The sequence below is a fragment of the Demequina sediminis genome (assembly GCF_039545075.1).
GTDB classification, from domain to species: Bacteria; Actinomycetota; Actinomycetes; order Actinomycetales; family Demequinaceae; genus Demequina; species Demequina sediminis.
The window spans coordinates 20,699-45,340 of the sequence record NZ_BAABRR010000003.1; the positions used below are offsets into that span (position 1 = coordinate 20,699).

The following is a 24,642-nucleotide window of genomic DNA, read 5'->3' on the forward strand; positions in this document are numbered from 1 at the left end:
TCCCACCTACACAAGTGCCGAGCGCAGCCTCTCGGGATCGATGTGCCAGAAGCCCACGACCTCTCCGTCGACCGTCGCGACCGGCACCTCGTCGCCGTAGCGCTCCTTGAGATCGGGGTCGGAATCGACGTTGATCTCGAGCCAGTCCTGGCCCAGCGCGGCGCACGTCGCCTCGACCACGCCGCGCGCGTCCTCGCACAGGTGGCAGCCGGGGCGGGTGTAGAGCATCACGCGGGTGGGCATGGCCTCAGCCTAGGCGGCTGCGGCTCTCTGCCCCGGCATGCCCCCTCCCCCGCGGCTCCGCCACACGAATTCGCGGCTCCGCCACACGGTGCTGGGCGTGTCGTCGGCGTGTCGGCGCTCGCGGCGGGGATGAGGGGACGATGCCGCGGTCGCGGTGTGGCGGAGCCGCGGAGATGGCGGTGGGTAGAGTTGACGAGTGACCTCCGATGCCGCCAGCACCGCTCCCCGGGTCGCGGCGTTCTTCGACGTCGACAACACGGTGATCCGCGGTGCGAGTGCCTTCCACATCGCGCGCGGCCTGTGGCAGCGCGACTACTTCACGTTTCGCGACATCCTCAAGCTCGGCTATGAGCAGGCCTCCTACGTGTTGTTCGGCGAGTCCAAGGAGCAGATGGACAGGGTCCGCAGCCAGGGACTCGGCATCATCCGCGGCTGGTCCGTCGCGGAGATGACCGCGGTGGGCGAGGAGGTCTACGACGAGCTCCTCGCGAGCCGCGTCTTCCCCGGCACTAAGGAGATCATCGACGAGCACCTCGCCCAGGGTCACGAGGTGTGGCTGGTGACGGCATCCCCCATCGAGATCGGGCGCATGCTCGCGCGCAGGATTGGGGCGACCGGGGCGCTCGGCACGGTCGCCGAGCACGTCAACGGCCACTACACGGGCCGCCTCGAGGGCGACTTCTTGCACGGCCCGCGCAAAGCCGATGCCGTCGAGCGCCTCGCGGCGGAGCGCGGGATCGACCTCGCCGCCAGCCATGCCTACGGAGACTCCGTCAATGACGGCCCGATGCTCTCGACGGTCGGCCACCCGTGCGCGATCAACCCCGATCCCCGCATGCGCCGCCTCGCGCACGAGCAGGGCTGGCCGATCCGCGAGTTCCGCAAGCGCAACAAGCACGGCCGTCGCGGGATCGTGAAATCCTCGGTCACGGGTGCCGCGTGGGTCACGATTCAGGTGACGCGCGGAATCAAGAACGCGCTCCGTGCTCTCGTCCGTGGGATTTTGCGCCGGCCGGCCGCAGCGCCCACCACCGCCCACCCGGACGAGTCGCGCGAACTGTAGCCGCGCATCGTCCCGCTGCCGACGCGCGCACCTGGGAACGCAAGAACGCCCGCCCCGCCGGGTGGCGAGACGGGCGTCGGAGCGCGAGGCTCTACTTCTTGTTGCGGCGCTGGTGACGCGTCTTGCGAAGCAGCTTGCGGTGCTTCTTCTTCGACATGCGCTTGCGACGCTTCTTGATGATGGATCCCACGGAACCTACCTCATTCGATTGCAGCTTTTGCGGAGCGTACCTCGGCACGCCGGCGTCCAGGCCGCGCCGGACGCGACAGACAAGGGCCTAGCCTACCGTGCCCGTGGCCCTGCCGTCATCCTCGACCGGAATGCCGCCTGCGAGGGCGGCCTGCTCCATGAACTGCTCGACCGCCTGCTGCGGCACGCGGAACGAACGCCCGAACCGCACGGCAGGCAGCTCGCCCGCGTGCACCCAGCGGTACACCGTCATGCGCGACACCCTCACCATGTCGGCCACTTCGGCCACGGTGAGAAACGTCGTGCGGGGTGTGTCGGCCATGATCGTCTCGTCCCTCTTCGAAAGCGTCTGGCGCATCTATCGGCCTGAAGCTTCTTCAACTGTAGGGGCAGAAGTGACAGTTGTGAAGTGTGGGAAACCTGTCGATGATGTGGGGTGACACCGCGCTCGCGCGCGGACGCAGGGGAGCCGCCTGGCCCCCCGGAACAGGGAGACGGATGGAGAGCCTGCGCACGGCGCGCGACCGCTTCCGCGCCTGGTTCGATCGCGTCGCGCTCGAGTCCCCCGCCCGGCTCACGCTGGGCGGATTCGCCCTGGCGATCCTGATCTTCGCGGGGCTCTTGTCGCTTCCCGCCGCCACGGCGGACGGCGAGCGTGCACCCTTCATGGACGCGCTGTTCGTCGCGACCTCGGCGGTCTGTGTGACCGGGCTCAGCACCGTCGACATGGGCACCTTCTGGTCGCCCTGGGGGCTCGCGATCGTTGGGGTCGCGGTCAAGGTCGGCGGACTCGGCATTATGACGCTCGCCTCGCTTGCGGGCCTCGCGATCTCCCGCAGGATCGGCCTCACACAGCGACTCCTGGCAGCGGATGAAAGCCGTGCCTCAGGGCTCGGCGATCTCGGCTCACTCCTCCGCACGGTCGTCGTGGTGTCGACCACCGTCGAGCTCACGATCGCCGCGGTGCTTATCCCCCGCTTCCTGACCCTCGACTACGGCTGGCACAAGTCCGTGGGCTACTCACTCTTCTACGGGGTCTCGTCGTTCAACAACGCAGGGTTCTCTCCTGACCCCGTGGGCCTCTACCCCTACTCGGGGGACCTGTGGATGCTCGTGCCCATCGGGCTCGGCGTCCTGATCGGCGCGCTCGGGTATCCGGTCTACCTCAACCTGTTGCGCGAGCGACGCCCCTCGAAGTGGACCCTGCACACGAAGCTCACTCTCGTCACCATCGCCGTACTGTCGTTCCTCTCCGCCGGCCTGCTCGCGCTCTTCGAGTGGTCCAACCCGCTCACGCTGGGATCGGCGAGCACAGCGCAGACCATCGGAAACGTATTCTTCCAGTCGATCAACCAGCGCTCGGGTGGATTCGCATCATTCGATATCGGGCTCGCGCGTGAACAGACCTGGCTGCTCGAGGACGTGCTGATGTTCATCGGTGGCGGTTCGGGCGGCACCGCGGGAGGAATCCGCGTCACGACCCTCGCGGTGCTGGTGCTCGCGGCGTGGGCCGAGGCTCGCGGCCGCCGCGACATGGAGGCGTTCGGCAAGCGAGTCGGCACCGAGGTCCTGCGCGTCGCCGTGGCGATCACCCTCGCAAGCGCCGGGGTCGTGCTCCTCGGCACGGCAATCTTCATGTGGCAGACCGACATCCCCCTCGATCGCTCCCTGTACGAGGTTGTCTCGGCGTTCGCGACGTGCGGCCTGTCGACCGGCATCACCGGGAGCATCGACGACGATGCGAAGATGACCTTGATTGTGATGATGTACGTGGGACGCGTGGGCTCGCTCACGCTGGCCTCCGCCCTCATGCTCAACCGGCACCGGCGCGTCATCCGGTACCCGTCAGAAAGGCCGATCATTGGCTAGCAACGACACCGACCGCTCGGGCGTCCTCGTCTTTGGCCTCGGCCGCTTCGGCTCCGCGCTCGCGGACACCCTCGACACGATGGACGTGGACGTGCTCGCCGTCGAGCGCGACCCGGCGGTGGTCGAGCGCTGGTCCAAGAGGCTGCCGTGTGTTGAGGCGGACGGCGCGGATCCTCGCGCGCTCGAGCAGATCGGCGCGGCGGACTTCGCGGCCGCCGTGGTGGGCGTGGGCACGTCGCTCGAGGCCTCGGTGCTCATCACGGGCAACCTGGTGGACATCGGAATCCCCGAGATCTGGGCCAAGGCGACCTCGGTGGAGCACAAGCGCATCCTCGAGCGCATCGGGGCGCATCACGTGGTCCTTCCCGAGTCCGATGCGGGCGCGCGCGTCGCGCACTCCGTGGGCGGGAAGATGCTCGACTACATCGAGATCGAGGACGGCTTCACGATCGTCAAGATGCGCCCGCCCAAGGAGACGCATCACTTCACGCTCGACAAGCTCGACCTGCAGGGCAAGTACGGCGTCCACGTGATCGGCGTCAAGGGCGCCGGACGCGACTTCGAGTACGCGACTCCGCACACGATGGTCGGCCCCGAGGACCTGCTGGTGGTCGCGGGCGAGGGTGAGCTGCTCGAGCGCTTCGCGCAGCGGCCGTAGGGACGCGGTGCGGGGCGCTTGGCGACCATGAGCGTCCCATGGCGCGCTCACACCTCCCGAAAGCGACCATGAGCGTCCCATACGGGGCGCGGGTGGGGACGATGCGCGGGCGAGGTGGGGAGGGTTCAGCACGCGCGGGTGGGGGAGGCCCCACGCGCCTGGCCTAGCCCAGGATGCCGCGCGTGATGGAGTCGCCCGAGTGGGTCGGGTCGCCATCGGGCGGCTCGATCGAGATGTCGACGATCGGGAACGCGTCGACGTCGTAGCCCGCGGGGATCTCGAACTCCCCGCGCTCCCCCGTGAGGAAGCCAAGGGACACCATGCCCACCACGTCGGGGTCGATCAGCCACACCTCAAGTGCTCCCGCGTCGGTCGCGGTGTACGGAGTCTCGACCACGAGCACCTGCGTGCCGTCCGCTCGGCGCTCGACACGCGCCTCACCGGCGGCCGCCTCGGTCGCGAGGTCGGCGAGCTCGGCCTGAGCGACCACGGTCGCGGCGGGCTCGGTCCAGGGGCCCAGCACGCCCACGCCGATCGCGCCGAGCACGATTCCGGACGCGGCCGCAACGGCCACCACCCACGGGTGGAACAGCCTGCTCGACCCGCGGCGGGACCCGGGTGCTGACCCGCGACCGCGGCGGTCGAGCGTCAGCACCGTCGCGCCGTCCCCCGCGTGCCCGCCGGCCTCGCCCGCCGCACCAGCGAAGCCAGCCTCGCGACCCTCATGGGCCTCGACCTCAGCGCTGATCGCCTCCCACACGCGCTCGGGAGGCCGCACGAGCGTGGTCCCGGAGGCGCCGGAGACCGCAGCCACCGTCTCGCGCAGCGACGCGACCTCGGCGGCGCACGTCGCGCACTCGGAGACGTGCGCGGCGTCGCGCGACTCGGCAGGCTCGCCGAGCGCGATCGCGGCGAGAGTCTCGTCATCACAGTGACGCATCGGCGGCCTCCAATCCTTGTCTCAGCGCCATCAATGAGCGGCGCAGGTGGCTCTTCACGGTGCCGAGCGGCATGCGCAGATGCTCGGCGATCTGTTCGTGCGTGCGTCCCTCGAAGAACGCCAGCGACACGATGGTCGATCGCGGCGGTCCCAGGCTCTCGACCTCGCCGCGCACCATAATGCGCTCGGCCTCGCGCTCAAGGGGATCGGCGACCGCCACGACGGGCTCGTCCTTGACGGCCTCGAGGCGCCTGCTCTCGCGCGCCCTGGCAGCCAGAGCATCGGCGATGCGCCGCTTGGCGATCCCCACCACCCATCCGCGCGCGGAGCCGCGGGTGGGGTCGTACCCGTCGCGTCCGCGCCAGGCAGCGACAAACGTCTGCTGCGTCACGTCCTCCGCCTCGCTCGCGTCCCCTAGCGAGCGCAGCGCGAGCGTGTAGACCAACGCGGAGGCTGACCGGTAGAGGCCCTCGAGCGAGCCCTCCACGCCGGCCGCGAAGTCCAGGTCGAGGGCGCGGTCGCCGGACGCGTCGCCGCGCTCCGCCGTCTCCGTCGCCATCGCCGTTCCCATCATGGTCGCGTGTCGCCCTCCGGGTAGGCCCAGACGAGCACGTTGTCCTCGTAATGTCGCACATCGGCGTCCCAGCGTCCACCACACGTCACCAGCACGAGCGCGCGCTCCGCGGTCCCGAACACCACGGAGAAGTCCACCTCCTGCTTGGACGTCTGCTCGACGCGATCGACCACGTAGACCACCGACTCGCCGTCCTCGAGCGCGACATCGACGCGGTCACCCGGCTTCGCGTCACGAAGTTCGGCGAAGGGCCCGCGGCCCATCTCCGAGTCGTCGACGTGGGCCGCGATCACCACGTTCTCCTCGGCGCGCAGCCCACCAGCGGGGCTGCCGCCCAGCCGGAACCAGCCCGCGACGCCCGCACTTTCCGGCAGCTCCATCCCGCCGGACTCGTCGATCCCCACGTCCGTCACCGGCATGTCGATCCCGAGCGACTCGACCACCAGCCGCTCCGGATCCGGCGCGATCGGCAGGCTGTCGACGGTCGCGGGACCCACCGGCACCTCGCCGGCGATCACGCGGGCCCGAATCTCACCCTGGGTCGGCTCCGCCGCCACGGCCTCGGCCGTGGGTGACGATGCCGGGACAGACGCCTCCGGCGGGTTCGCCGCCGCGCAGGCGGTGAGCGCCATCACGGCGAAGATCGAGACGATGCGCAGCATCGCGGCCTCCCTGAGAGAAAGGGGTGGGCGGGGCGCGCCGGAGGATTGGCGCGCCCCGCCCCTGGGGGGACTAGCGGCGGGCGAGCACGGCCCGGGTGGCGAGGCCCGCGGCGGCGAGCGCCGCGGCTCCGACCACGATCACGCCCACCGGGACGGATCCGTTGTCGGCGGCGAGGCCCTGGGTACCGGCGGCGACCTCATCAGGCATCGAGGTGTGCGTCGCGACGGACTGGACGGCGACGGCAAGGTTGCCGTCCTCGGCGGAGCCCCACGCGTACACGATGGTGTTCATGCCCTCCTCGACGGGGACGTCGGCGGGGCCGATCACGGGCTCGGTCTCACCGGTGAGGGACACCGCGGCCTCGTAGGTCGCGACGGGAAGGTCCGCCATGACCTCATCGGGGTTCGCGAGGTTCTCGAAGGCGACCTCTCCGTTGGCCCACACGTCGACCGCGGGCGCCGCTGCCGTGTGGCGGACCGTGAGGCGGCCCTCGCCGGAGGCGGTCTCCGAGATGTCGTTGGTGAAGAGCGTCGCGGTCGCCTCGCCTGCCTCGGTGAGGTGCGCGACGGCGGTGTAGCTCATGCCCTCCTCGAGCGGGAGGTCGATCGGGCCGAGCACCGGGGCGGAGTCATCCGCCGCGTCGGAGGCCGTGATCGCGACCGAGTAGGTGCCCGGGTCGAGAGACAGCGGGCCGGCGAGGTCGCCGGGGGCGAAGTCGTCGAGCGTAAGGGCACCGTCCACGTAGACGTCAACGGTGAGGTCGGGGATGCCGTGCAGGACGGCGAGGTCCGCCTTGCCGTCCTCGACGGCGAATGCGGGGGCGGCGGTTGCCGCGGCGAGCAGGGTGCCGGCGGCGATGCCGGCCAAGATCGACGAGCGCATGACCTTCTCCTTTCGTGGGCCGCCGCCCGGGTGCGACGTGCCTTCACCCCGTACTTCCGACGCAGGGTGGCCCTTGGATGCAGGAGATCTCAGATTTCGCTCAGAGTGAACACCGGGCGGCGCGATAGGGGCCGACCCGAGCAAAGGACCACTCAACCGAGCGCGCCGCGTGCCACCACTTCGCCACCGCGGGTGGGGTCTCCGTCCCACGGCTCCCTGCTGATCTCGATGGTCGCGCCCATGGCCGAGCCCGCCGCCTCGGGCACCTCCACCTCGTAGCGGCTCGCGCGCAGGTGACCCACGGAGATCGGATCCTCGCCAGCCGGCACGAGCCACACCTCGAGATACGCGTCCGGATACTCGGCGAACACGGTGTCGATCACCAGCACCTCTGCGCCGCCGTCGCGTCGCTCGAGCACCACCGAGCCGGCATCGGCCCCGCCCTGGCGCGGGTCGGCGAGCACCGCGGAGGCGATGGCCGCGCGGTCGGGCTCGACCAAGAGCTGCGCGAGGATCACCGTCAGCCCGACCAGCAGGCTCGACATCACCACGGCACCGACGAGGATGAAGGTGCGACGGCGCTGGGCCCGCTCGGCGGCGCGGCGTGCCTCCTCACGCCAGTCCGGCTCGGGGACCGCGCCGGCTGCCACCGCCTCGCGCACCTCGTCCCACAGCCCCCCGCGCGGCGGCAGCACCGGACCGGCCGAGGGCATGCGCGCGATCGCGCCCACGAGGTCGTTGAGCGACCGCGACACGTCGCGACACTCGCGGCAGCGGCCCAGGTGATCGGAGTGAGGCGGCGCGGCGGAATTGCCCAGCGCGCGCGACGCGAGGTCGGCGGCCGGAGCGTGTTCACCACGCATGCGCGGGCCCGTCCACAGCTCAAGTAGCGCGTCCCGCAGCATGGCCTCGAGGTCCTCGGTCGAGACGCCCGTCATCATCGCGAGCTCGGGACGCGGGTCGCCATGAACCAGAGCGCGCTCGAGGAGCGTGCGCCGCTGCTCGTCGAGCCTCGACATCGCCGAGCGCAACAGGATCCGATCCGCCTCGGCCACCACGGCGTCGTGATCCGTGACGGCGTCCGCACCGAGGCGTGGGTCATCGAGGGCGGACAGCTTGGCCCGCACGCGCCGCTCAAGGTCGCCGGTGACGCGCTCGGCGGCATCACGCAGCAGGGACTGCGGCGCGAGGTCTCCGCTCGCGGCGGCAGCCGCGAACACACGACGCACGACGTCCTCGGCCTCGTCGACCGAGCCGAGCGCCCGCAGCGCGAGGGTGTGCACCAACGGCGCGGCCTCCCGATACGCGTCCTCGATCTCGGCCCCGGCCATCGGCGTCCCTTCGCTCATCGGAAGTCTCCCACGCACGGGTCCCGGGTCGTCTCGACGCGCGTCACGCGCCTCAGGCGACGGGGTGCGCCTCGAGGATCGTCGCCGAGCGCGGGCCGCGCGGAGTCTCGAACGTCACGGTGTCCCCCACGTAGCGGCCGTCAACCGCAGCACCCATGGGGGAGGTGGGCGAGTAGACGGTCTCGTCGGCGCCCGGCGCCACGAGCGAACGGTCACCCAACACAAAGGCAAGCGGGGCATCGGCCCCATCCAGCCGCACCACGACGCGCATGCCGGGCTCCACGAGGCCGTCGTCGGGCCGCGGGCTGGTGTCGGCCGCCGCGATGCGCTCGCGCAATTCGACGATACGCGCGCGGGTGGTGGGGTCATCGTCGCGGGAGGCCGCCTCGAGAGTCGCGAGTTCCTCACGAAGCAGCTCGAGGGCGGCGGGGGTCATCCACACGGTGGCGGACATGGCAGATCTCCTTTGACGATGCCGGGCACGGCGGCCCGCGGGTAAAGGTGACATTCTACCCGCGGGGCGCCGTGACGAACGCCATTGGCCGGCCGGTGCGGCTCAGACCGTGGCGCGAACCTCGACCACCGATCCGGGCTCGGCGTAGGGCACCAGCGATCCCTCGATCGCCATGCCGTCGACCGTGAGCGAGGCGCCCTTACCGCCCGAGTTGGTGACGTGGATGACGTAGGTCGCGCCGCGCACGACGCGGCGCACCGTGTACTCCGAGACCTCGGCGCCGATGCACGGGTCGACCACCAGGCCGTCGTAGTCGGGGCGCACGCCCAGCAGATACTGCGAGACGGTGACGAAGTTCCACGAGGCCGTGCCGGTGAGCCACGAATTCTTGGCCTCACCGTGACGCACCGCGTCCTTGCCCGCGATCATCTGCGCGTACACATACGGCTCGAGCCGGTGCACCTCGGACTGCTCCTCGCGGTACGCGGGGGCGATCTGCTTCCAGTACTCCCACGCGTGCTCGGCGCGGCCCACCACGGTCTCCGCGATGATCACCCACGGGTTGTTGTGGCAGAAGATGCCCGCGTTCTCCTTGTAGCCCGGCGGGTACGACGTGACCTCGCCGAGTTCGACGTGGTATTCGCGGTAGGCGGGGTTGAGAAGGACGATGCCGTGAGGAGTGTTCAGCCGCTCGCGGGTCGCGTCGAGCGCCTTGAGCGCGCGGCCGTCCTCGACGCCGATCCCGCCCATGATGCAGAAGCCCTGCGGCTCGATCCAGATCTGGCCGTCCTCGTTCTCGTGGCTGCCGACCTTGGTGCCGAAGTAGTCGTAGGCACGCAGGAACCACTCGCCGTCCCAGCCGTGCTCGAGCACCGCGTCACGCATGGCCGCCACGGCCTCGTCTGCCCGCTGGGCCTCGGCATCGTCCCCGCGCCTGCGCGCGAGCGCCGCGTACTCGGGGCCGATCGCCGCGAACATGCCTGCGATGAAGATCGACTCGGCGACGCCGCCCGTGCGGTTGCCGGTGGTCTGGAAGGACTCGCCGGGCTCTGTCGAGAAGCAGTTGAGGTTGAGACAGTCGTTCCAGTCGGCGCGGCCGATCAGCGGCAGGCCGTGCGGGCCGCGGTTGTTGATCGTGAAGTCGAAGGACCGCTTGAGGTGCTCCATGAGCGACGCGGCCTTCGACTCGTCGTTGTCGAACGGCACCAGCTCGTCGAGGATCGCGAAGTCGCCGGTCTCCTTGACGTAGGCCGCGACGCCGAGGATCAGCCACAGCGGGTCGTCGTTGAAGCCGGACCCGAGCGTGTGGTTGCCGCGCTTCGTGAGCGGCTGGTACTGGTGGTACGCGCTGCCGTCCTCGAACTGCGTGGACGCGATGTCGATGATGCGCTCGCGGGCGCGCTCGGGCACCAGGTGGACAAAGCCGAGCAGGTCCTGCGACGAGTCGCGGAAGCCCATGCCGCGGCCCATGCCGGTCTCGAAGAAGCTCGCCGACCGGGACATGTTGTAGGTGACCATGCACTGGTACTGGTTCCAGATGTTGACCATCCGGTCGAGCTTCTCGTGGCCGGACTCGACCGTGTAGGAGCCGAGCAGCCCGTCCCAGTACGCGTTGAGGGTCGCGAACTCGGCGAGGGTCTGCTCGTCGGTCGCGAAGCGGGCGAGGAGCTCGCGCGCGCCGTCCTTGCGGATGACGCCGGGCGCCTCCCACTTGTCCTCGCGCGGGTTCTCGAGGTAGCCGAGCACAAACGTGAAGGCCTTCGACTCGCCGGGGGCGAGCTCGACCTCGAGCTGGTGCGAGGCGATCGGGTACCAGCCGGACGCGATCGAGTTGCCCGCCTTGCCCGCGTGGGGCACCGCGGCCTCGTCGAAGCCGTTGCCGAATCCCAGGTAGGTGTCGCGGTCGGTGTCGAAGCCCGCGATGGGCGCGTTGACGCCGTAGACGGCGTAGTGGTCGCGACGCTCGCGGTACTCGGTCTTGTGATAGATCGCGCCGTCGACCACCTCGACCTCGCCGATCGATAGATTGCGCTGGTAGTTGGTCTGGTCGTCCTCGGCGTTCCACAGGTTGAACTCGAGGAAGCTGAACAGCGAGAAGGACTTGGGGGCGTCGGACGTGTTGGTCACCTCGACGCGGTGGACCTCGGCATTGACGTCGACGGGGACAAAGAGCAGCACGCTCGCGGTGAGGCCGTTGCGCGAGCCGGCGATGCGCGTGTAGCCCATGCCGTGACGCGTCTCGAAGCTGTCGAGCTCGGTCTTATACGGGCGGTAGCCGGGGCTCCACACCTCGCCACCGTCGTTGATCGAGAAGTAGCGCCCGCCGTCGTCGACCGGCACGTTGTTGTAGCGGTAGCGCGTGAGGCGGCGTAGCTTGGCGTCGCGATAGAAGCTGTATCCGCCGCCGGTGTGCGACACCAGCCCGAAGAAGTCCTGGGCACCCAGGTAGTTGATCCACGGGTACGGGGTGTGGGGGGTCGTGATGACGTACTCGCGCGCTTCGTCGTCGAAGTGGCCGAACTGCATGGGCGGGTGCCTTTCGTGTGGCTCGGAATCGTGCTGAGAGAGCGCTCTCCCGAGGGTGATGGCGCCCACTCTATCGAAACGATTCGGGCCGCGCCACGTCGGTGGTCCCGGCCGCACGATGCCGCGGGTTGCCCCCGCGACCCGTCGCCACGGGAGGTGCTCAGTGCCCGAAATCGCTCGTTCTGGGCACTCAGCACCTCACAGAACGCTGGCCTGAGAGCGTTTCACCTGCTATGCATGGCGATATGCGCCTCCTGCTGCCGCTGTTCTACATCGCCCTCACGGTGTACGCGCTCGCGGACATCGTCCAGCAGCCCTCGGAGAACCCTCACCACCTGCCCAAGGTGGGGTGGATCCTGCTTGTGGTGTTCGTGCCGTACATCGGCGCCGGCGCGTGGCTGCTCGTCACGTACCTCGACGGCCCACAGCGGCGGCCGCTGCCGCCGACTCCGCTCGCGCCGGACGACGACCCGGCCTACCGCGTGTGGCTGAACGAACAGGAGCGGCGACGCTCGCTCGGAGGCGAGTAGCGGGCGCCCGGCCGATGCTGGGCACCAGTCCGGCGCGCGGTCCACCGGCTCGCGAGGTGCTCAGTGCCCGAAATCGCTCGTTCTGGGCACTCAACACTGTGGCTTCGTTCGCTTGGTGGCGGGGTTTTTGCAGCGCTCCGTGGCGGTCTTGTTGCCGCGATCACGCAGGACTGGCTGCAGGTAGGTGTCGCGGTCTGAACCGAGAGGGGTGCGCCCGGTCGGGGCCGTTTGGATCGCTGCCGCTACGTCAGAGTCCGAAGGCTCCGCCGCTGACGAGGATCACGATGCCGAGGCCGATGAGAACGATGGGGAAGAGGATGTGCTCCCAGCGTTCGAGCACTTCGGCGATCGGGGGGCGGGTGGCGACGAACTTTGCCAGGGCCACCAGGACCGCGACGAGCGCGAGGAAGATGATGCAGTAGGCGACTACTGCGAGAGGTTCCACGCTGAGGAAGACAGGGGTGTAGACGCCGATGTTGTCGCCGCCGTTGGCAAGGGTGACGCCTGCGACTGTCCACACGCCGACCTTCTTGCCGGCAACCTTGGCCTCGTCGTCATCGTCGTCATCGTCTCCGCGCCAGGCCTGCCATGCGGCCCAGAGGCCGAGGCCCAGAGGGATGAGACCGAAGTACGGGATGGCTGCCGAGGGCAGGAATGCTCCGGCACCGATGGTCACCAGGACCGCGGCACCGAGGATGCCGGCGAATCCGAGGTACTGGCCGGCCAGAATGCGGGCGGTAGTGCCGCGCTGGCCTGCCCCTCGCGCGAAGAAGAGGGAGAGCACGATGATGTCGTCGATGTTGGTCGCTGCGAACAGGCCCATCGCCTGCAAGACCGAGGTGAGGATCATGCGCCCTCCCCAGCTGCGTCGCATCCGGGAAGCGAGCAGGCGGGATCGATGCACGGGGCATCTTCGTCCACTGCCAGGGTGGCATCGACCAGTGCCGTCAGCGCCTGCGCCAGGTGCGAATCGGCGATCTCATATCGTGTCCGACGACCCTCGGGCTCGGAGACGACGATCCCGCAATCGCGCAGGCATGCCAGGTGGTTGGACACGTTCGGGCGTGTCAGGTCCAGATCTCGGGCCAGTTCCGCCGGGTAAGCGGGATGGTCGAGCAGGGTCAAGATGATCCGGGATCGAGTGGGGTCGGCCAGTGCACGACCCAGGCGGTTCATCACGTCGAGACGCGAAGCAATAGTCAGCATGGACTGAACTATACAGCGCGCACTGAACACTCGGTCACAGGCGTCAGCCCAGATCGCATGCCCGTAAGGGGAACCCTCACCGGACACCACCGCTACTTATCGAGAGGAACGATGTGACTCCCGGCGGAAGTTGGCGGGCTCCTGCCGGGACTAAGTGGCGGTGGGCTGGCCGGGCGTTCGATCCGCTGACCAGCTGGCCGTGGGTGCCGTCGTCGCGGTGAACGGACCTGACGGGCAGGAGTGGGGCGACGGAGCCACGACGGTGTCCGGCGCCACTGTTACCCAGCGCCTTGGCGATGGCCTCCCGGCCGGGGACTTCCAGGTCGCGTGGCGCTCCGTGTCCGGTGACGGCCACCCTGTCGACGGGACCTTCCGCTTCACCGTTGAGGCGGCGCCTGAAAGCGCGAGCACATCTGAGCCGTCGCCCGAGCGTGCCGACGAAGGGGCGACACCGACCTGGCCGCCTACAACGCGATGCTCGCACGCCTGGCCCGGCGCGCCGATGCCACCGCCCCTGGGCGCACCCAGCAACCAGGGGCCCCCCAAGCGCTCGGCGGAGGTGTCGAGGGACTGAGCGGCTACCAGGTCAGGTCTGAGCACTCGTGCTGCTGCTGGGCCGTCTCCACCTGGAGCGTGGCGTGGGCGATGCCGAAGCGATCCCGCAGGATGTCCCGCGCGGCGGCCAGGACCGCGGCGTGATCCGATCCGCTGCTCGCGACGAGGTGAGCGGTGGCGACGTTCATCCCGGAGGTCAGCACCCACAGGTGCAGGTCGTGGATGGCGCTCACGCCGGGCACGGCGCTCAGCTCTCGGCTGACGGCCTCCGGGTCGATGCCGGCGGGTGCGTGCTGGCCGAGTACCGCGACGACCTGCCGCCCCAGGGTGACGGCACGCACGATGACGAAGATGGCGATCGCCAGGGCGACGACGAGGTCCCAGACCGGTCGCCCGGTGGCGATGATCAGAACACCGGCGACCATGACACCGACGGAGCCGGCAGCGTCGGCCACCACTTCGAAGTAGGCGCCCCGGACGTTGAGGCTGTCCTTGGACCCGCTGCGCAGCAGCAGCATGGAGACAAGGTTGATCACCAGGCCCACGAAACCGACCGCGAGCATCACGCCCGAGGGTAGGGACGGGTCCTCGCCGATCCGGCTGATCGCCTCGACCACCACGTACACCCCGACGCCGAGCATGATCAGCACGGTCAGGCCGGAAGCGAAGACTTCCGCGCGGTACGAGCCGTAGGTTCTTCTTCCGGTGGGGTCGGGGCGGGTGGCGATCCGGGTGGCGAGCAGGGACGCCCCCAGGGCCACGACGTCGGCGGCCATGTGCCCGGCGTCGGAGATCAGCGCGAGCGAGCCTGAGATCAGCCCCGCTGCCAGCTCGACGGCGAAGAACGTCGCGGTCAGGAAGAACGCTGCGGCGAGGCGGCGTCGGTAGCGCCCGCCGGCGTGCTCAGCGACGGGGGCGTGAGCGTGCCCGGCGCCCATCAGCGGATCCCTTCGTGTCCGGTGTGCTCGCGGCACACGTCCAGCAGCATCCGCACGTGGGTATCGGCCAACCGGTAGTACACCCGGCGGCCCTCTCGCCGGTTGCCCACCACCCCCGAGGCCCGCAGTAGACGCATCGTCTGGGACACCGACGCCTCTGGGACCTGCACCGCTGCGGAGATGTCGCACACGCACAGCTCACCGGCCTCCAGCAGCGCGTAGAGGATCTTGGTGCGCCGTACGTCACCGAGCAACCGGAACAGCTCGGCCAGCGTCCCTGCCTCGGCGTCGTCCGGGACGCTGGCGCGGACCAGCGCCACGCGCTGCGACAGGGGATCACCACCGACGCAGCCGTCCAACGGCAGGACCCGACCCATGGGCATCTCCTCATCTGCGCGGATCTTCAGATAAGGTCACCCTAGCGCTGCGCTCGCCGTGAGTCGCAATCTGGTCGATCGCCTTCACACCCATGTCGCTGTGAGGGGGCGAAGGCGGAGGAGGAGCGGATGCAGGACGACCCGGGCGTCACGGGGCCGGTGTGGCTGCCGACCGCACCACCGTCCCTGGAGACGATGCTGGCCCCGACGCTGCAGCCCGTGCCGGTCCTTCCGGCGCTGGCCGCGGTGCTGCTGGTGCTGTACCTGGCGGGCGCGTGCCGGCTGTGGCTGCGAGGGCGGCGCTGGTCGATCGGTGCGACCATCTCGTTCACGGTGGGCTGTGTGGTGCTGGCGCTGGTGACCGGTGCGGGCATCGAGGGGTACGGGTTGCGGCTGTTCTCGGCGTTCATGTTCCAGCAGCTGACGTTGATGATGCTCGTCCCACCGCTGCTGGTGCTGGGGCGGCCCGGCACGTTGCTGCTGCGCGCGACCCCGCACCGGGGGGTGGGCACGGTGGTGCTGGTCACGGCGCGGCGGGCCCTGCGCAGCCGGGTCAGTCGGGTGGTGCTGCACCCGGCGGTGATGGTGCCGTTGTTCCTGCTGGCGTTCTACGGGCTGTACCTGGCCGAGCTCGCCGACCCGCTGCTGCGCACCTGGACCGGGCACCTCGCCCTGGAGGTGGGGTTCCTGGTGGCCGGTCTGCTGTTCACCGTGCCGGTGCTGTCCACCGACCCGTTGCCGATCCGGCAGACCCATCATGGCCGGGCACTGGACCTGGTGCTGGAGATGCCCCTGCACGCGTTCTTCGGGGTGATCGTGATGATGGCCACCGCGCCGATGGTCCCCTTGTTCGCCGCGCCGCCGGCCGGCTGGGGGATCGATCCCCTGCGCGACCAGCAGCTGGCCGGTGGGCTGGCCTGGTCCTACGGGGAGGCGCCGGGACTGCTGATGCTCCTGCTGATCGCCAGCAGGTGGCAGCGCAACGACACCGAGCGGTCCAGAGCCCGAGACCGGCAGATCGACCGCGACGGCGGCGCCGACGCCGAGCTCGAGGACTACAACGCCTACCTCGCGCGCTTGAACGGCTCGCGGCCCTCGGGGGCGCCACCTGCACAACCGTGATGGTCGGAGCCTCACAGGACCTCGGCATCGGAGGTTGCCGACACCGCGGTGGTGGTCTTCTCGACGATGTCCTGGCCGAGCCGGATCCCGGTGTAGGCCGCGACAGCCATCAGCGCGAGGAACCCGACGATCAGGCGCCCCTCCAGCCACGAGGGCCACACGCGGGTCACCCACACCCGGCCCGGCACCCGCAAGGCGCGCACCCGCTGGGCCCGCACCCCCAGCCTCGGGGCCTGGGCCTCCGCCGCGCGGAGCCGCCGCGGGAAGGGGCGGCGGCTGCGGTCACGGCCGGGTCGCCGACTGCCGACCAGCGCACCGCTGACGACAGCGGCCGCCGCCAGGACGTAGACGGCGGTCTGCGGCGTGGTGCCCAGTCGCGCCGCCGGGGTGAGCGTGCTGCGCAGCGGCAGCGAGGCGATGAGCTCCTCATCGGTGAACAGACCGGTCCGCGCCACGACCGCCCCGTCCGGCATGATCATCGCGCTGACGCCGACGGTGGAGACCTGGACGGTCGACCTGCCGTGCTCCACCGCCCGGAAGCGGGACATCGCCAGCTGCTGGGTCGACTCCGGAGTGCGCCCGAACGAGGCGTTGTTGGTCGGGATGACGATCAGCTCTGCCCCGTCGAGGACCCCTTCGCGGATGAGGTCTGCGTAGGCGACCTCGAAGCAGATCCCGGTGGCCAGGCGCACGTCACGTCCGAGCGCGTCGATCCACACGTCCATGACGGCGGGGTCGCCGCCGGCTGCCATGTCCGTGGCGACCCGGTCGACGAGCGGAGTGAGCTGGCGGAAGAATGCGCGGAAGGGGACGTACTCCCCGAAGGGGACCGGGTGCTGCTTGGCGTAGGCGTCGCCACTCCCCGCACCGGCGGTCCAGGAAATGATCTCGTTGTAGCGGATGTCCTGCCCGTCGGGGAACCGCTGGGTTCCCAGCAGCAGTGGGGCGCCGACCGCTGCGGCGGCGCGGTCCACGGTCGAAGCCTGCGCCAGGTCGGTGCGGGGGTCGATGTCGGCGGCACTCTCCGGCCACACCACCAGGTCCAGCTTGCGCCTTCCGGCGGTCGCCGCGAGCCGCTCGGTGCCTTGGGCGTGGTTGGCCGTGACGTCGCGGGCCTGCTCGGCCCAGTCGGCGCCCTGCTGCGGGACGTTGCCCTGGACGGCGCCGACCAGCAGTGAGCCGTTCTCCGGGCCGGCTGTCAGGGGAAGCCGGCCCGGGGCGCCGGCCAGGAGCACCGCGGCGAGCAGCGCCCGAGTCGCGGCGATAACCGCGGTGCGGCGCAGGTACTGCAGCGCCAGCGCGATCAGCGCCCCCGTCACGGCGACGAACGCGGAGACCAGGACCTCCCCTCCGTAGGGCGCGAGACGTAGCAGGGGCGCCTCGGTCTGGGAGAACGCCAGGAAGCCCCACGGGAAGCCCCCGAAAGGCCAGGAGCCGCGGACCTGCTCGATGGCGACCCACAGCACGGCTGCGGTGACCGCCTGGGCCAGCGGGCGACCGGTGAGCCAGACGGCCCTGCGCGCGTAGGTCCACAGCGCGCCGAAGCCGGCGACGTACAGCGCCTGGAACACGCTGAGCGCGACCCACGGGAGCGCCGATCCGGTGGCCTGCACTGCCCAGTGGACCAGCGGCAAGAAGAAGGCCAGCCCCCAGACCAGGCCGATGCCTGCGGCGCGGACCAGTGACGCGCCGCGCATCGCGAGCAGCAGGCACGCCATGCCGGCGTAGGCCAGCGGCCACCATCCCCGGTCAGGAAACGCGAGACTCGTCGCCCAGCCACCCACGCCTGCTCCGACCAGCACCAGCCCCGGCGGCATGAGGCCAGGCAATGAGGCGCCACCGTTGCGGCGTCGCGCATTCACGCGCTCGACCTCCTGCCGGGGCGACCCGGCGCGGACACGAAGCTCCCCGCCGGCCGTACGAGCTGGACCGGGCCGCGTGTCCGACAAGGAAGGCCGTTCGGACCCCGTGCTCACCCGGCGCCTCCCGATGGGTCGTCACGCACCTGCCGGGCGCACATCGGCGTCGGCCGGTCCTCAGACGCCGGCATAGGAATGCAGGCCCGTGATGAACAGGTTGACGCCGACGAAGTTGAACCAGAAGGCGGCGTATCCGGCCAGGGCCAGCCACCCGGCCTTCCTGCCGCGCCACCCGGCGGTGGACTGTGCGTGCAGGTAGGCGGCGTACAGCACCCAGGTGATGAAGGCCCAGGTCTCCTTGGGGTCCCAGCCCCAGTACCGGCCCCAGGAGTCCTCGGCCCAGATCGCGCCGGCCAGCACGGCGAACGTCCACACCGGGAAGGCGAACAGGTGGGCGGTGTGGGCGAGGCGCTCCAGGGTGGCGGCAGCCGGCGGCCGGCCGGCGTAGCCGCGGGTCGCCTGCCCGCCGGCGTCGCGCGCGTCGGCGCGTCGGCGCGTCAGGTACAGGCCGGTAGCAGCTGCCCCGACGGTGAAGACACCACCGGCGATGATCGCCGCCGCGACATGGATGACCAACCAGTACGAGTTCAGCACCGGGACCAGGTCCCCCGCGGGGGTGTAGAGCACCGTCACGGCCAACCCCAGGCACAAGGTGACCAGAGCAAGGACCCACACACCCAGGTCCCGAACCGGCTGGCCGCGGCGCAGGAACACCAGGTAAGCGGCCGTGGCGGCCAGTGTGGCGGCGGTCGTGAACTCATACATGTTGCCCCACGGCGCCCGGCCCACGGCCAGACCCCGGGCGACGACCCCGGCCAGGTGCAACACGAACGCGAGCGTGGTCAGTGCCGCCGCGATCCGCTCCGTGCGACGCGCGGCTGCATCGCGGATCGCGGGCCGGCCCCCAGCGGTCGGCGGCTGCGGGTCGGGAACGGCGGCATGTGCGCCGGCGGCGTCCGGCTCGAGGCGAGGCGCGTCCTCAGGCACCGGGTGCGACCGGCGGGCCGCCTGGTAGGCGTAGGCGAGCATCGCCAACGCATAAACCGCGATGGCGCTGTAGATGAGCCGGTCGCTCAGCTCGGCCAGGAGGTTGGGGATGGGCACGTTCAGTCCTCTCGGTCGTGCGGGGAAGCGTCTGCGCCGCCCGGTTCAGCGCCTGGCAGGGCGGCGAGCAGCGACGAAAGCTCGCCAGGGACCGGCTCACGGCGGGTCAGCGCGTAGCTGGCTGCCTCGACAGTCGCGGCGCCGCCTGCGGACGCTGCGCTGACACGGACCCAGACCCGGCGTCGGCGGACCGCCAGTGAGACCGTCAGGCCCAGCAGGAGGGCGACCGCGGCGACCAAGGAGAGCTCCTTGCCGGGGTCGTGGGCGATCTGAAAGTTCGCGAACCGCGAGACCGACTCGAACGTCAAGGTGCCCTGCCCGCCGGGCAACGTCATCGACTCACCAGGTCGCAGAGCGCGCGCGAACGGCTCGTCCCCGACCATGACCTGGCTCAGATCGGTCTTGTCCAGGCGGAAGACCGACTGCGGTGCGCCGTCACCCAGGCCGAGGTCACCGGTGTATGCGGTCAGCAGCAGCTGGGGATCGACCAGGTCCGGGTAGAGCGATCGAGGGCCGGCCGCGGGGTCGACGGAGGCGGTGGGCAGGAAGAACCCTTCGAACCCCAGCTGCGTCGGCTGCCCGTCCGGGACCTTGATCACGCCCTCGGAGGACAGGTTGCCGTCGAAGGGCACGAACACCACCGGCCCGGAGAACACCGTCTGACCCCGGCCATCGATGACGCTGACCACCGGGGCGTAGCCGTGGCCGGTGAGGAACATCTTGGTGCCCTCCACCTGCAGCGGGTGGTTCACCTCGACGGTGACCTTCTCCGCAGGGCCGCCGGGGGTGCGCAGCACGGTCAGGTCGGCCTGGAAGTCCCGGGCGCTGCCGCGTTGGGGGCCGGCCGTCTCGAACCTGGCAGTGAAGTCGTCCAGCGTGACCGAGAACGGACTCAGGCCCGCGGCGTCAGTCAAAGGCCCGGGAGTGAACTCGTCGTACTGCAGCCGCGTGTTCGTGAAGGAAGCACCCTCCACGACGATCACCCGCCCCTCGAAGCCGAAGAGCGACCCGATCGCGACGCCGAAGAGCAGGGCCAGAAGTGACAGGTGGAACACCAGGTTGCCGGCCTCGCGCAAGTACCCCTTCTCCGCCCGCACGGAATCGTCATCGACGACGACGCGAAACCTCCGGGCCCGCAGATGAGAGGCGGCTGCCTGCAGGATCTGCGCCGGCTCCGCGGCCACGGTCGCACGACGGTGGTCGTCCAGGCGCGCGAGGTTCGTCGGTGCCCGTGGGGGTTCAGCGCGCGCCGACTGCTACAGGCGCGCCGCGCGCGGCAGGACGCATCCAGTCATGGAGACCATGAGCAGCAGATAGATCGCGGCGAACCAGGGCGAGGAGTACACCTCAAAGAACCCAAGCCGGTCCAACCACGGGCCCACCACCGGGTTGTCAGCCAGGAAGCGGGTCACGGCGCCGGGGTCGAACGCGACCCCGCGCTGGGGAAGCAACGACCCGGGCACGGCAGCCAGGGCCAGCGCCAGCAACAGCAGCACTGCGGTCCGCATGGACGTCAGCGTCCGCCACGCCCACCTGGCCCATGCCACCAGGCCCTGCCCCGTCGGGCGCGGTGGCACCGCCATCACCCCAGGGCGAGCCGCCTCCTCGAGACGGTGGCTGAGCGCAGTGTCCTCGAGCGTGTCCTCGGCTGGCCGGGATGCCGTGGCCTCGGCGACGGCGTTACCGGGCCAGGCGCCGATTGATTCGGTCACCGGCCCGCAGACCCGGCTTCCCGCGCGTCGAGCATGTCATTGAGTACCGCGAGCTCGGCGGTCTGGGAGCTGACGATCGCCTGGGCCAGACGACGCACGTCCTGGTCCCCGACCAGGTCGAGGGCCGCCTGAGCCATGGCCACGCCGCCTTCGTGGTGCGCCACCATGAGCCGCAGGTACAGAACCTCAGCATCGAGCCCTCCCGCCTCGGCGAGCCTGCCCAGGTCCTCATCACTCGCTATCCCGGGCATCACCTCATCGGATCCCGGCCCCCCGGTCGCGTCAGCACCGTCGCCCATGGACCCCATGCCGGAGCCGGGTTCGCTCATCCACTGCATCGGCGCGGCCAGGCTGGCCTGCGGAAGGTCCCACTGCTCCAGCCAGCCGTACATCTGCCCAGCCTGCTGCTGCTGGGTCAGCAGGATGTCCAGCGCCAGGGACCGGACCTCGGGATCCTCCGTGCCGTCGCGCACCATCGTGGACATCTCCACCGCCTGGGCGTGGTGCGCCTGCATGTCGCGGGCGAACCCAGCCTCGGCTGACCCCTCGGCCGGCCGCGAGACCCGCTCGCCTGCGCTGGTGAGGGCCGAACCGGCGACCAGGCCGGCGACGCCCACCACGGCGGCCACCAGGATCACCACCGCAACGGTCGGGAGCCTGCGTGCGCCAGCGCTCTCGCTCATCACGCGTCCACCCCGCCCGTGCACGGCGCACCCGGCTCCGGTGTCTGCTCACCCTGCTGGTACTTGACCAGGAACTGCTCCAGGCGCGGGTCATCCGCGGTTTCCAGCGCCAGCTGGGTCCCCCAGGCGCTGGCCACCACCGGCTCCTCGGGCATGCCATCGAAGGGGCTGAGCAGGACGTACGCGTTGCCCTCAGCCAGCTCGGCGAGCCGCTGCACCTGCTCGGCCGGCAGGTCCGAGCTATAGGTGATCCACACGGCACCGTGCTCCAGGGAATGCACCGCGAGCTCGTTGGCGATCGGCTCGGTGTACGTCCCGCAGTTGGCCCACACGCCCGCGTGGTCACCACCGACGGGCGGCGTCTGCTCGTACCGCACCGGCTGCTGGACATGGCTGGCCGACAGGTCACTGAAGGTCGCAACCCCTTCGATGTCGCCCGATGCTGCCTCAGTGACTTCGGCGGCGCGCCGCTGCTCGCCGACGAGCACGACAGCCGTCGCTCCGATGAGGACCCCGGCCACGAGCACGCTCGTGCCGGTGATGACCGCCGTGCGGCGGCGTTCGGCGCGCCGCTGCTGCTCGCGGATCTCGGCCAACCGGGCAGCGCGTTCGGCCGCTTCGTGCTTACGGGTTGCCATCAGTGGAGGCCTTTCGCTCTTCGACGTCGTTCAAAGGACGGTAGTGTAGCCCGAGATCGTGGACTGCAGGCCTCGCATCAGGTGGTCCCACACCCCGGTGGCCAGCAGCAGACCGGTGGTGATGAGCATGACCGCACCAGCGCGTTTGATCCCCACGGTGTGCCGACGTGCCCACTGGGTCGCCGTCAGTGCCCGCCGCATGCCCAGACCGACCGCGATGAACGGGAGACCGAGCCCGGCGGCGTAGACCGCGGCCAGCGTCGCCCCGCGCCCGGCGCTGGCCTCGGTGAACGCCAAGGTCTGCACCGTGGCGAGGGTCGGGCCCAGGCACGGTGTCCAGCCCAGTCCGAAGGTGACCCCCATCAGCGGGGCGCCGACCAGGCCCGACTTGGGACGCAGCCGCGGCAGCAGCTGGCGCTGGGACCGGGGCAGCCAGCCGGCGAAGACCAGACCCATCACCACGACCACGACGCCCAGGACACGGGTGAGCACCGCTTGCGAGGACTGCAGCGTCGCGCCAAGACCGCCGAAGAGGGCGCCGTAGGCGACGAAGACCGAGGCGAACCCCAGGATGAACAAGGCAGTACCCACCACCACCGGACGTCGCCGCGTCGCGACACCCTCATCGAGCAAGGGGCCGCCAGCGACGTAGGACACGTACCCGGGCACCACGGGCAGCACGCACGGGGACACGAAGGAGATCAGCCCCGCCAGGGCTGCGACGGCCACGGCGGCCAGCATCGGGCCGGTCGCGACCAGGTCTTGGAGCATGCTCACGACGACGTGGCGGGCTCGGCCAGGACCGTGTCCAGCAGGGCGGTCAGGGTCGACTCCTGCACCGCGCCGAGGACGCGCGCCGCCGGCCTCCCGTCACGGTCCAGGAGCAGGGTCACCGGGACCCCGGCTCCGGGGAGGTGATCGGCCAGGCTCAGCAGGGTCTTGCCTTTCCTGTCGTCGATGCTCGGGTAGGTGATCCCGTAGCTGTCCTCGAACGCGATCGCCGCGGCCGGATTGTCGCGCACGTTGACCCCGACGAACCGCACTCCCTGGTTCGCCTATGCAGCCGACGTGGCGGCAAGGATCGGCGCCTCCTCCCGGCACGGCGCACACCACGAACCCCACACGTTGATCACCACGACGTCGCCGCGCCATGCGGCGATGTCGATCGCCTCACCAGTCAGCCCGGTTCCCGACAGTGCCACCGGTCCAGCCCGGTCCTCAGGTGCGTACTCCGTCACCGTCGTGCTGCCCGCCGCCGCCGAGGACCCCTCGAGCGCCGCGCCTTGGCCCGCCGACAGGAAGCCGGTGAGCTGGACCGCCACCACGCCTGCAGTGACGAGGACCAGGACCAGGAGGATCACCCGCGGGCCGGTCAGTGGCCGGCGCGGCCGTGCCCGTGCGGGCGATCCCTGGACCGGAGGTCCGCCGGCCGCGGTCGGCTCATCCACGAGCGGTGATCAGCTCGGACGGCTCCGCCCACAGACTCTCACCCGGTGCGGCGACGCCCAGGGCGTCCAGTAGCGCCGCGCCCTGGGAGGTCAGCCGGCACATGACCAGCTTGCCGTGCCGGCGGGAGGTCACCAGGCCGGCGCGGCGCAGAACGCGCAGGTGGTGCGAGACCAGGTTCGGCGCGGCGCCGACGACCCACGCCAGATCGCAGACGCACAGCTCGGCCCCGAGGGCCAGGGCCGTTGCCGTGCGAAGGCGCACCGGGTCCGCCAGTGCCTTGGCGGTAACGGCCATCGCCTGGGAGCGGTGCGCCTTCGGCAGTGCTGCACGGACCGCCTCGGCGCGCGACACGTCCAGGCACAGCAGGTCGCACCCCTCAGCCGTCATACGGTCATCGTAACGAACGTTGATGTGAGCACCGGCCGCCGATCGTGCTGGTGGCCACTACCGACGCGAGGCCCGCGCGAGTGCCACTCACCCGATCCCGCTCGTGCCGTCCCCGCTCGGTGTTGCGGGTGTCGGGTGGCGCAGGGTGACCAGCACCAGCAAAGCGACGCCGGTGACGATCGCGGTGTCGGCGATGTTGAAGGTCGGGAACCACCTGCTGTGCAGGTAGTCGGTGACCACCCCGTCCCCAGCCCGGTCCACGACGTTCGCGATCGCCCCACCCAGGACCAGGGCGAGGGCAGGCAACCGCCCGCGCGAAAGAGCGGCGCCGGTCCGCCAGGCGACCACACCGACCGCAGCGGTGACGAGCGCGGTGATAGTGAGCACGAGCCAGGTCGGGACGCCAGCCCCGACGGAGAATGCCACCCCCGCGTTGTAGGCCAACCTCAGCTCGACCGGACCCAAAGGGATGACCCGCTCCTGCAGCGAACCCACTGCCCAGGCCTTGACGCCCAGGTCGACAGCGGCCAACGCAGCAGCGCCCAGCCCTGCCGCCAGGCGCCGCCGCGTCGGGCTGGCCAAGCCCCGTTTCTCCTCCCTTGCGGTGCCAGC

General features: G+C 70.5%; 29 protein-coding genes and 1 pseudogene. 6 read left to right on the forward strand and 24 right to left on the reverse strand.

Annotated features, from left to right (window positions below; translation table 11 throughout):
• Positions 1-6 precede the first annotated feature (6 nt).
• A complete protein-coding gene (locus ABEA62_RS03420; RefSeq protein ID WP_286214805.1) occupies positions 7-243 on the reverse strand; it encodes a glutaredoxin family protein in 237 nt (78 codons plus the stop codon).
• A gap of 196 nt (positions 244-439) precedes the next feature.
• Here ABEA62_RS03420 and ABEA62_RS03425 point away from each other — a divergent pair, with 196 nt between their 5' ends.
• Positions 440-1,306: an HAD family hydrolase gene (locus ABEA62_RS03425; protein ID WP_286214804.1), complete on the forward strand. Its 867-nt coding sequence runs from the start codon at positions 440-442 to the stop codon at positions 1,304-1,306.
• A 91-nt stretch (positions 1,307-1,397) separates the two neighbouring features.
• On the opposite strand, the gene ABEA62_RS03430 is transcribed toward ABEA62_RS03425, so the two are convergent.
• Complete coding sequence (locus tag ABEA62_RS03430) at positions 1,398-1,496, reverse strand: 30S ribosomal protein bS22 (protein WP_074789180.1); 99 nt, start codon at positions 1,494-1,496, stop codon at positions 1,398-1,400.
• 87 nt (positions 1,497-1,583) lie between these two features.
• Complete coding sequence (locus tag ABEA62_RS03435; protein ID WP_286214802.1) at positions 1,584-1,817, reverse strand: helix-turn-helix domain-containing protein; 234 nt, start codon at positions 1,815-1,817, stop codon at positions 1,584-1,586.
• Between the two features lie 176 nt (positions 1,818-1,993).
• Here ABEA62_RS03435 and ABEA62_RS03440 point away from each other — a divergent pair, with 176 nt between their 5' ends.
• Positions 1,994-3,364 carry a TrkH family potassium uptake protein gene (locus ABEA62_RS03440; protein ID WP_286214801.1) on the forward strand — a complete coding sequence of 457 codons (1,371 nt, stop codon included), beginning with the start codon at positions 1,994-1,996 and terminating at the stop codon, positions 3,362-3,364.
• Positions 3,357-4,022, forward strand: a complete 666-nt coding sequence (locus ABEA62_RS03445; protein WP_286214799.1) for a potassium channel family protein — start codon at positions 3,357-3,359, stop codon at positions 4,020-4,022. Before ABEA62_RS03440 ends, ABEA62_RS03445 begins: the two co-directional genes overlap by 8 nt.
• A gap of 163 nt (positions 4,023-4,185) precedes the next feature.
• On the opposite strand, the gene ABEA62_RS03450 is transcribed toward ABEA62_RS03445, so the two are convergent.
• The 7 genes from ABEA62_RS03450 to ABEA62_RS03480 form a co-directional block, all read right to left on the reverse strand.
• Positions 4,186-4,962: an anti-sigma factor gene (locus ABEA62_RS03450; RefSeq protein ID WP_286214798.1), complete on the reverse strand. Its 777-nt coding sequence runs from the start codon at positions 4,960-4,962 to the stop codon at positions 4,186-4,188.
• Entirely contained in the window at positions 4,949-5,521 is a 573-nt protein-coding gene (locus ABEA62_RS03455) for an RNA polymerase sigma factor (RefSeq protein ID WP_286214797.1), read from the reverse strand. The genes ABEA62_RS03450 and ABEA62_RS03455 overlap by 14 nt, the downstream gene beginning before the upstream one ends.
• A gap of 11 nt (positions 5,522-5,532) precedes the next feature.
• On the reverse strand, positions 5,533-6,198 hold the full coding sequence (locus ABEA62_RS03460; protein WP_286214796.1) for a class F sortase: 666 nt from the start codon (positions 6,196-6,198) through the stop codon (positions 5,533-5,535).
• A gap of 70 nt (positions 6,199-6,268) precedes the next feature.
• Complete coding sequence (locus tag ABEA62_RS03465) at positions 6,269-7,081, reverse strand: DUF4397 domain-containing protein (RefSeq protein WP_286214795.1); 813 nt, start codon at positions 7,079-7,081, stop codon at positions 6,269-6,271.
• 152 nt (positions 7,082-7,233) lie between these two features.
• Positions 7,234-8,430 carry an anti-sigma factor domain-containing protein gene (locus tag ABEA62_RS03470; RefSeq protein WP_345378602.1) on the reverse strand — a complete coding sequence of 399 codons (1,197 nt, stop codon included), beginning with the start codon at positions 8,428-8,430 and terminating at the stop codon, positions 7,234-7,236.
• A gap of 52 nt (positions 8,431-8,482) precedes the next feature.
• A complete protein-coding gene (locus ABEA62_RS03475; RefSeq protein ID WP_286214791.1) occupies positions 8,483-8,884 on the reverse strand; it encodes a GreA/GreB family elongation factor in 402 nt (133 codons plus the stop codon).
• Positions 8,885-8,986: 102 nt separating this feature from the next.
• The gene (locus tag ABEA62_RS03480; RefSeq protein WP_345378605.1) at positions 8,987-11,410 is read right to left on the reverse strand and encodes a glycoside hydrolase family 94 protein; all 2,424 of its coding nucleotides are present in this window, start codon (positions 11,408-11,410) and stop codon (positions 8,987-8,989) included.
• A 245-nt stretch (positions 11,411-11,655) separates the two neighbouring features.
• Between ABEA62_RS03480 and ABEA62_RS03485 the strand changes: the two genes are divergently transcribed.
• A complete protein-coding gene (locus ABEA62_RS03485; protein WP_286214789.1) occupies positions 11,656-11,940 on the forward strand; it encodes a PLD nuclease N-terminal domain-containing protein in 285 nt (94 codons plus the stop codon).
• Positions 11,941-12,187: 247 nt separating this feature from the next.
• Here the strand turns inward: ABEA62_RS03485 and ABEA62_RS03490 are convergent, their stop codons facing one another.
• The gene (locus tag ABEA62_RS03490; RefSeq protein WP_094364785.1) at positions 12,188-12,790 is read right to left on the reverse strand and encodes a cadmium resistance transporter; all 603 of its coding nucleotides are present in this window, start codon (positions 12,788-12,790) and stop codon (positions 12,188-12,190) included.
• Complete coding sequence (gene cmtR / locus ABEA62_RS03495) at positions 12,787-13,146, reverse strand: Cd(II)/Pb(II)-sensing metalloregulatory transcriptional regulator CmtR (RefSeq protein ID WP_006590980.1); 360 nt, start codon at positions 13,144-13,146, stop codon at positions 12,787-12,789. Before cmtR ends, ABEA62_RS03490 begins: the two co-directional genes overlap by 4 nt.
• Before the next feature lie 217 nt (positions 13,147-13,363).
• Between cmtR and ABEA62_RS03500 the strand changes: the two genes are divergently transcribed.
• The gene (locus ABEA62_RS03500; protein WP_345378776.1) at positions 13,364-13,720 is read left to right on the forward strand and encodes a copper resistance CopC family protein; all 357 of its coding nucleotides are present in this window, start codon (positions 13,364-13,366) and stop codon (positions 13,718-13,720) included.
• A gap of 4 nt (positions 13,721-13,724) precedes the next feature.
• Here ABEA62_RS03500 and ABEA62_RS03505 read toward each other — a convergent pair whose 3' ends face one another.
• Together ABEA62_RS03505 and ABEA62_RS03510 are read right to left on the reverse strand one after the other, a co-directional pair.
• Positions 13,725-14,639: a cation diffusion facilitator family transporter gene (locus ABEA62_RS03505; RefSeq protein WP_013882289.1), complete on the reverse strand. Its 915-nt coding sequence runs from the start codon at positions 14,637-14,639 to the stop codon at positions 13,725-13,727.
• A complete protein-coding gene (locus ABEA62_RS03510; protein WP_286214766.1) occupies positions 14,639-15,016 on the reverse strand; it encodes an ArsR/SmtB family transcription factor in 378 nt (125 codons plus the stop codon). The genes ABEA62_RS03505 and ABEA62_RS03510 overlap by 1 nt, the downstream gene beginning before the upstream one ends.
• A 129-nt stretch (positions 15,017-15,145) precedes the next feature.
• On the opposite strand from ABEA62_RS03510, the gene ABEA62_RS03515 reads away from it, so the two are divergent.
• A complete protein-coding gene (locus tag ABEA62_RS03515) occupies positions 15,146-16,138 on the forward strand; it encodes a cytochrome c oxidase assembly protein (RefSeq protein ID WP_084074644.1) in 993 nt (330 codons plus the stop codon).
• 11 nt (positions 16,139-16,149) lie between these two features.
• On the opposite strand, the gene lnt is transcribed toward ABEA62_RS03515, so the two are convergent.
• The 10 genes and pseudogenes from lnt to ABEA62_RS03565 form a co-directional block, all read right to left on the reverse strand.
• Positions 16,150-18,000, reverse strand: a complete 1,851-nt coding sequence (lnt, locus tag ABEA62_RS03520; protein ID WP_286214765.1) for an apolipoprotein N-acyltransferase — start codon at positions 17,998-18,000, stop codon at positions 16,150-16,152.
• Positions 18,001-18,174: 174 nt separating this feature from the next.
• Positions 18,175-19,161 (reverse strand): c-type cytochrome biogenesis protein CcsB, encoded by a 987-nt coding sequence (gene ccsB / locus ABEA62_RS03525; protein ID WP_286214764.1) that lies wholly within the window; start codon positions 19,159-19,161, stop codon positions 18,175-18,177.
• Positions 19,162-19,163: 2 nt separating this feature from the next.
• Positions 19,164-20,744, reverse strand: a pseudogene (gene resB / locus ABEA62_RS03530) (cytochrome c biogenesis protein ResB).
• 125 nt (positions 20,745-20,869) lie between these two features.
• The gene (locus tag ABEA62_RS03535) at positions 20,870-21,556 is read right to left on the reverse strand and encodes a DUF305 domain-containing protein (protein WP_084074653.1); all 687 of its coding nucleotides are present in this window, start codon (positions 21,554-21,556) and stop codon (positions 20,870-20,872) included.
• Positions 21,556-22,194 carry a thioredoxin-like domain-containing protein gene (locus ABEA62_RS03540; protein WP_084074655.1) on the reverse strand — a complete coding sequence of 213 codons (639 nt, stop codon included), beginning with the start codon at positions 22,192-22,194 and terminating at the stop codon, positions 21,556-21,558. Before ABEA62_RS03540 ends, ABEA62_RS03535 begins: the two co-directional genes overlap by 1 nt.
• Positions 22,195-22,224: 30 nt before the next feature.
• Positions 22,225-22,965: a cytochrome c biogenesis CcdA family protein gene (locus ABEA62_RS03545; protein ID WP_084074658.1), complete on the reverse strand. Its 741-nt coding sequence runs from the start codon at positions 22,963-22,965 to the stop codon at positions 22,225-22,227.
• 2 nt (positions 22,966-22,967) lie between these two features.
• Positions 22,968-23,237 carry a TlpA family protein disulfide reductase gene (locus ABEA62_RS03550; RefSeq protein ID WP_286214756.1) on the reverse strand — a complete coding sequence of 90 codons (270 nt, stop codon included), beginning with the start codon at positions 23,235-23,237 and terminating at the stop codon, positions 22,968-22,970.
• 12 nt (positions 23,238-23,249) lie between these two features.
• Positions 23,250-23,555, reverse strand: coding sequence for a TlpA disulfide reductase family protein (locus tag ABEA62_RS03555; RefSeq protein ID WP_286214755.1), 306 nt, complete (start codon positions 23,553-23,555; stop codon positions 23,250-23,252).
• 79 nt (positions 23,556-23,634) lie between these two features.
• Positions 23,635-24,030, reverse strand: a complete 396-nt coding sequence (locus tag ABEA62_RS03560) for an ArsR/SmtB family transcription factor (protein ID WP_286214753.1) — start codon at positions 24,028-24,030, stop codon at positions 23,635-23,637.
• 87 nt (positions 24,031-24,117) lie between these two features.
• Positions 24,118-24,612: a signal peptidase II gene (locus ABEA62_RS03565; protein WP_286214751.1), complete on the reverse strand. Its 495-nt coding sequence runs from the start codon at positions 24,610-24,612 to the stop codon at positions 24,118-24,120.
• Positions 24,613-24,642 lie beyond the last annotated feature (30 nt).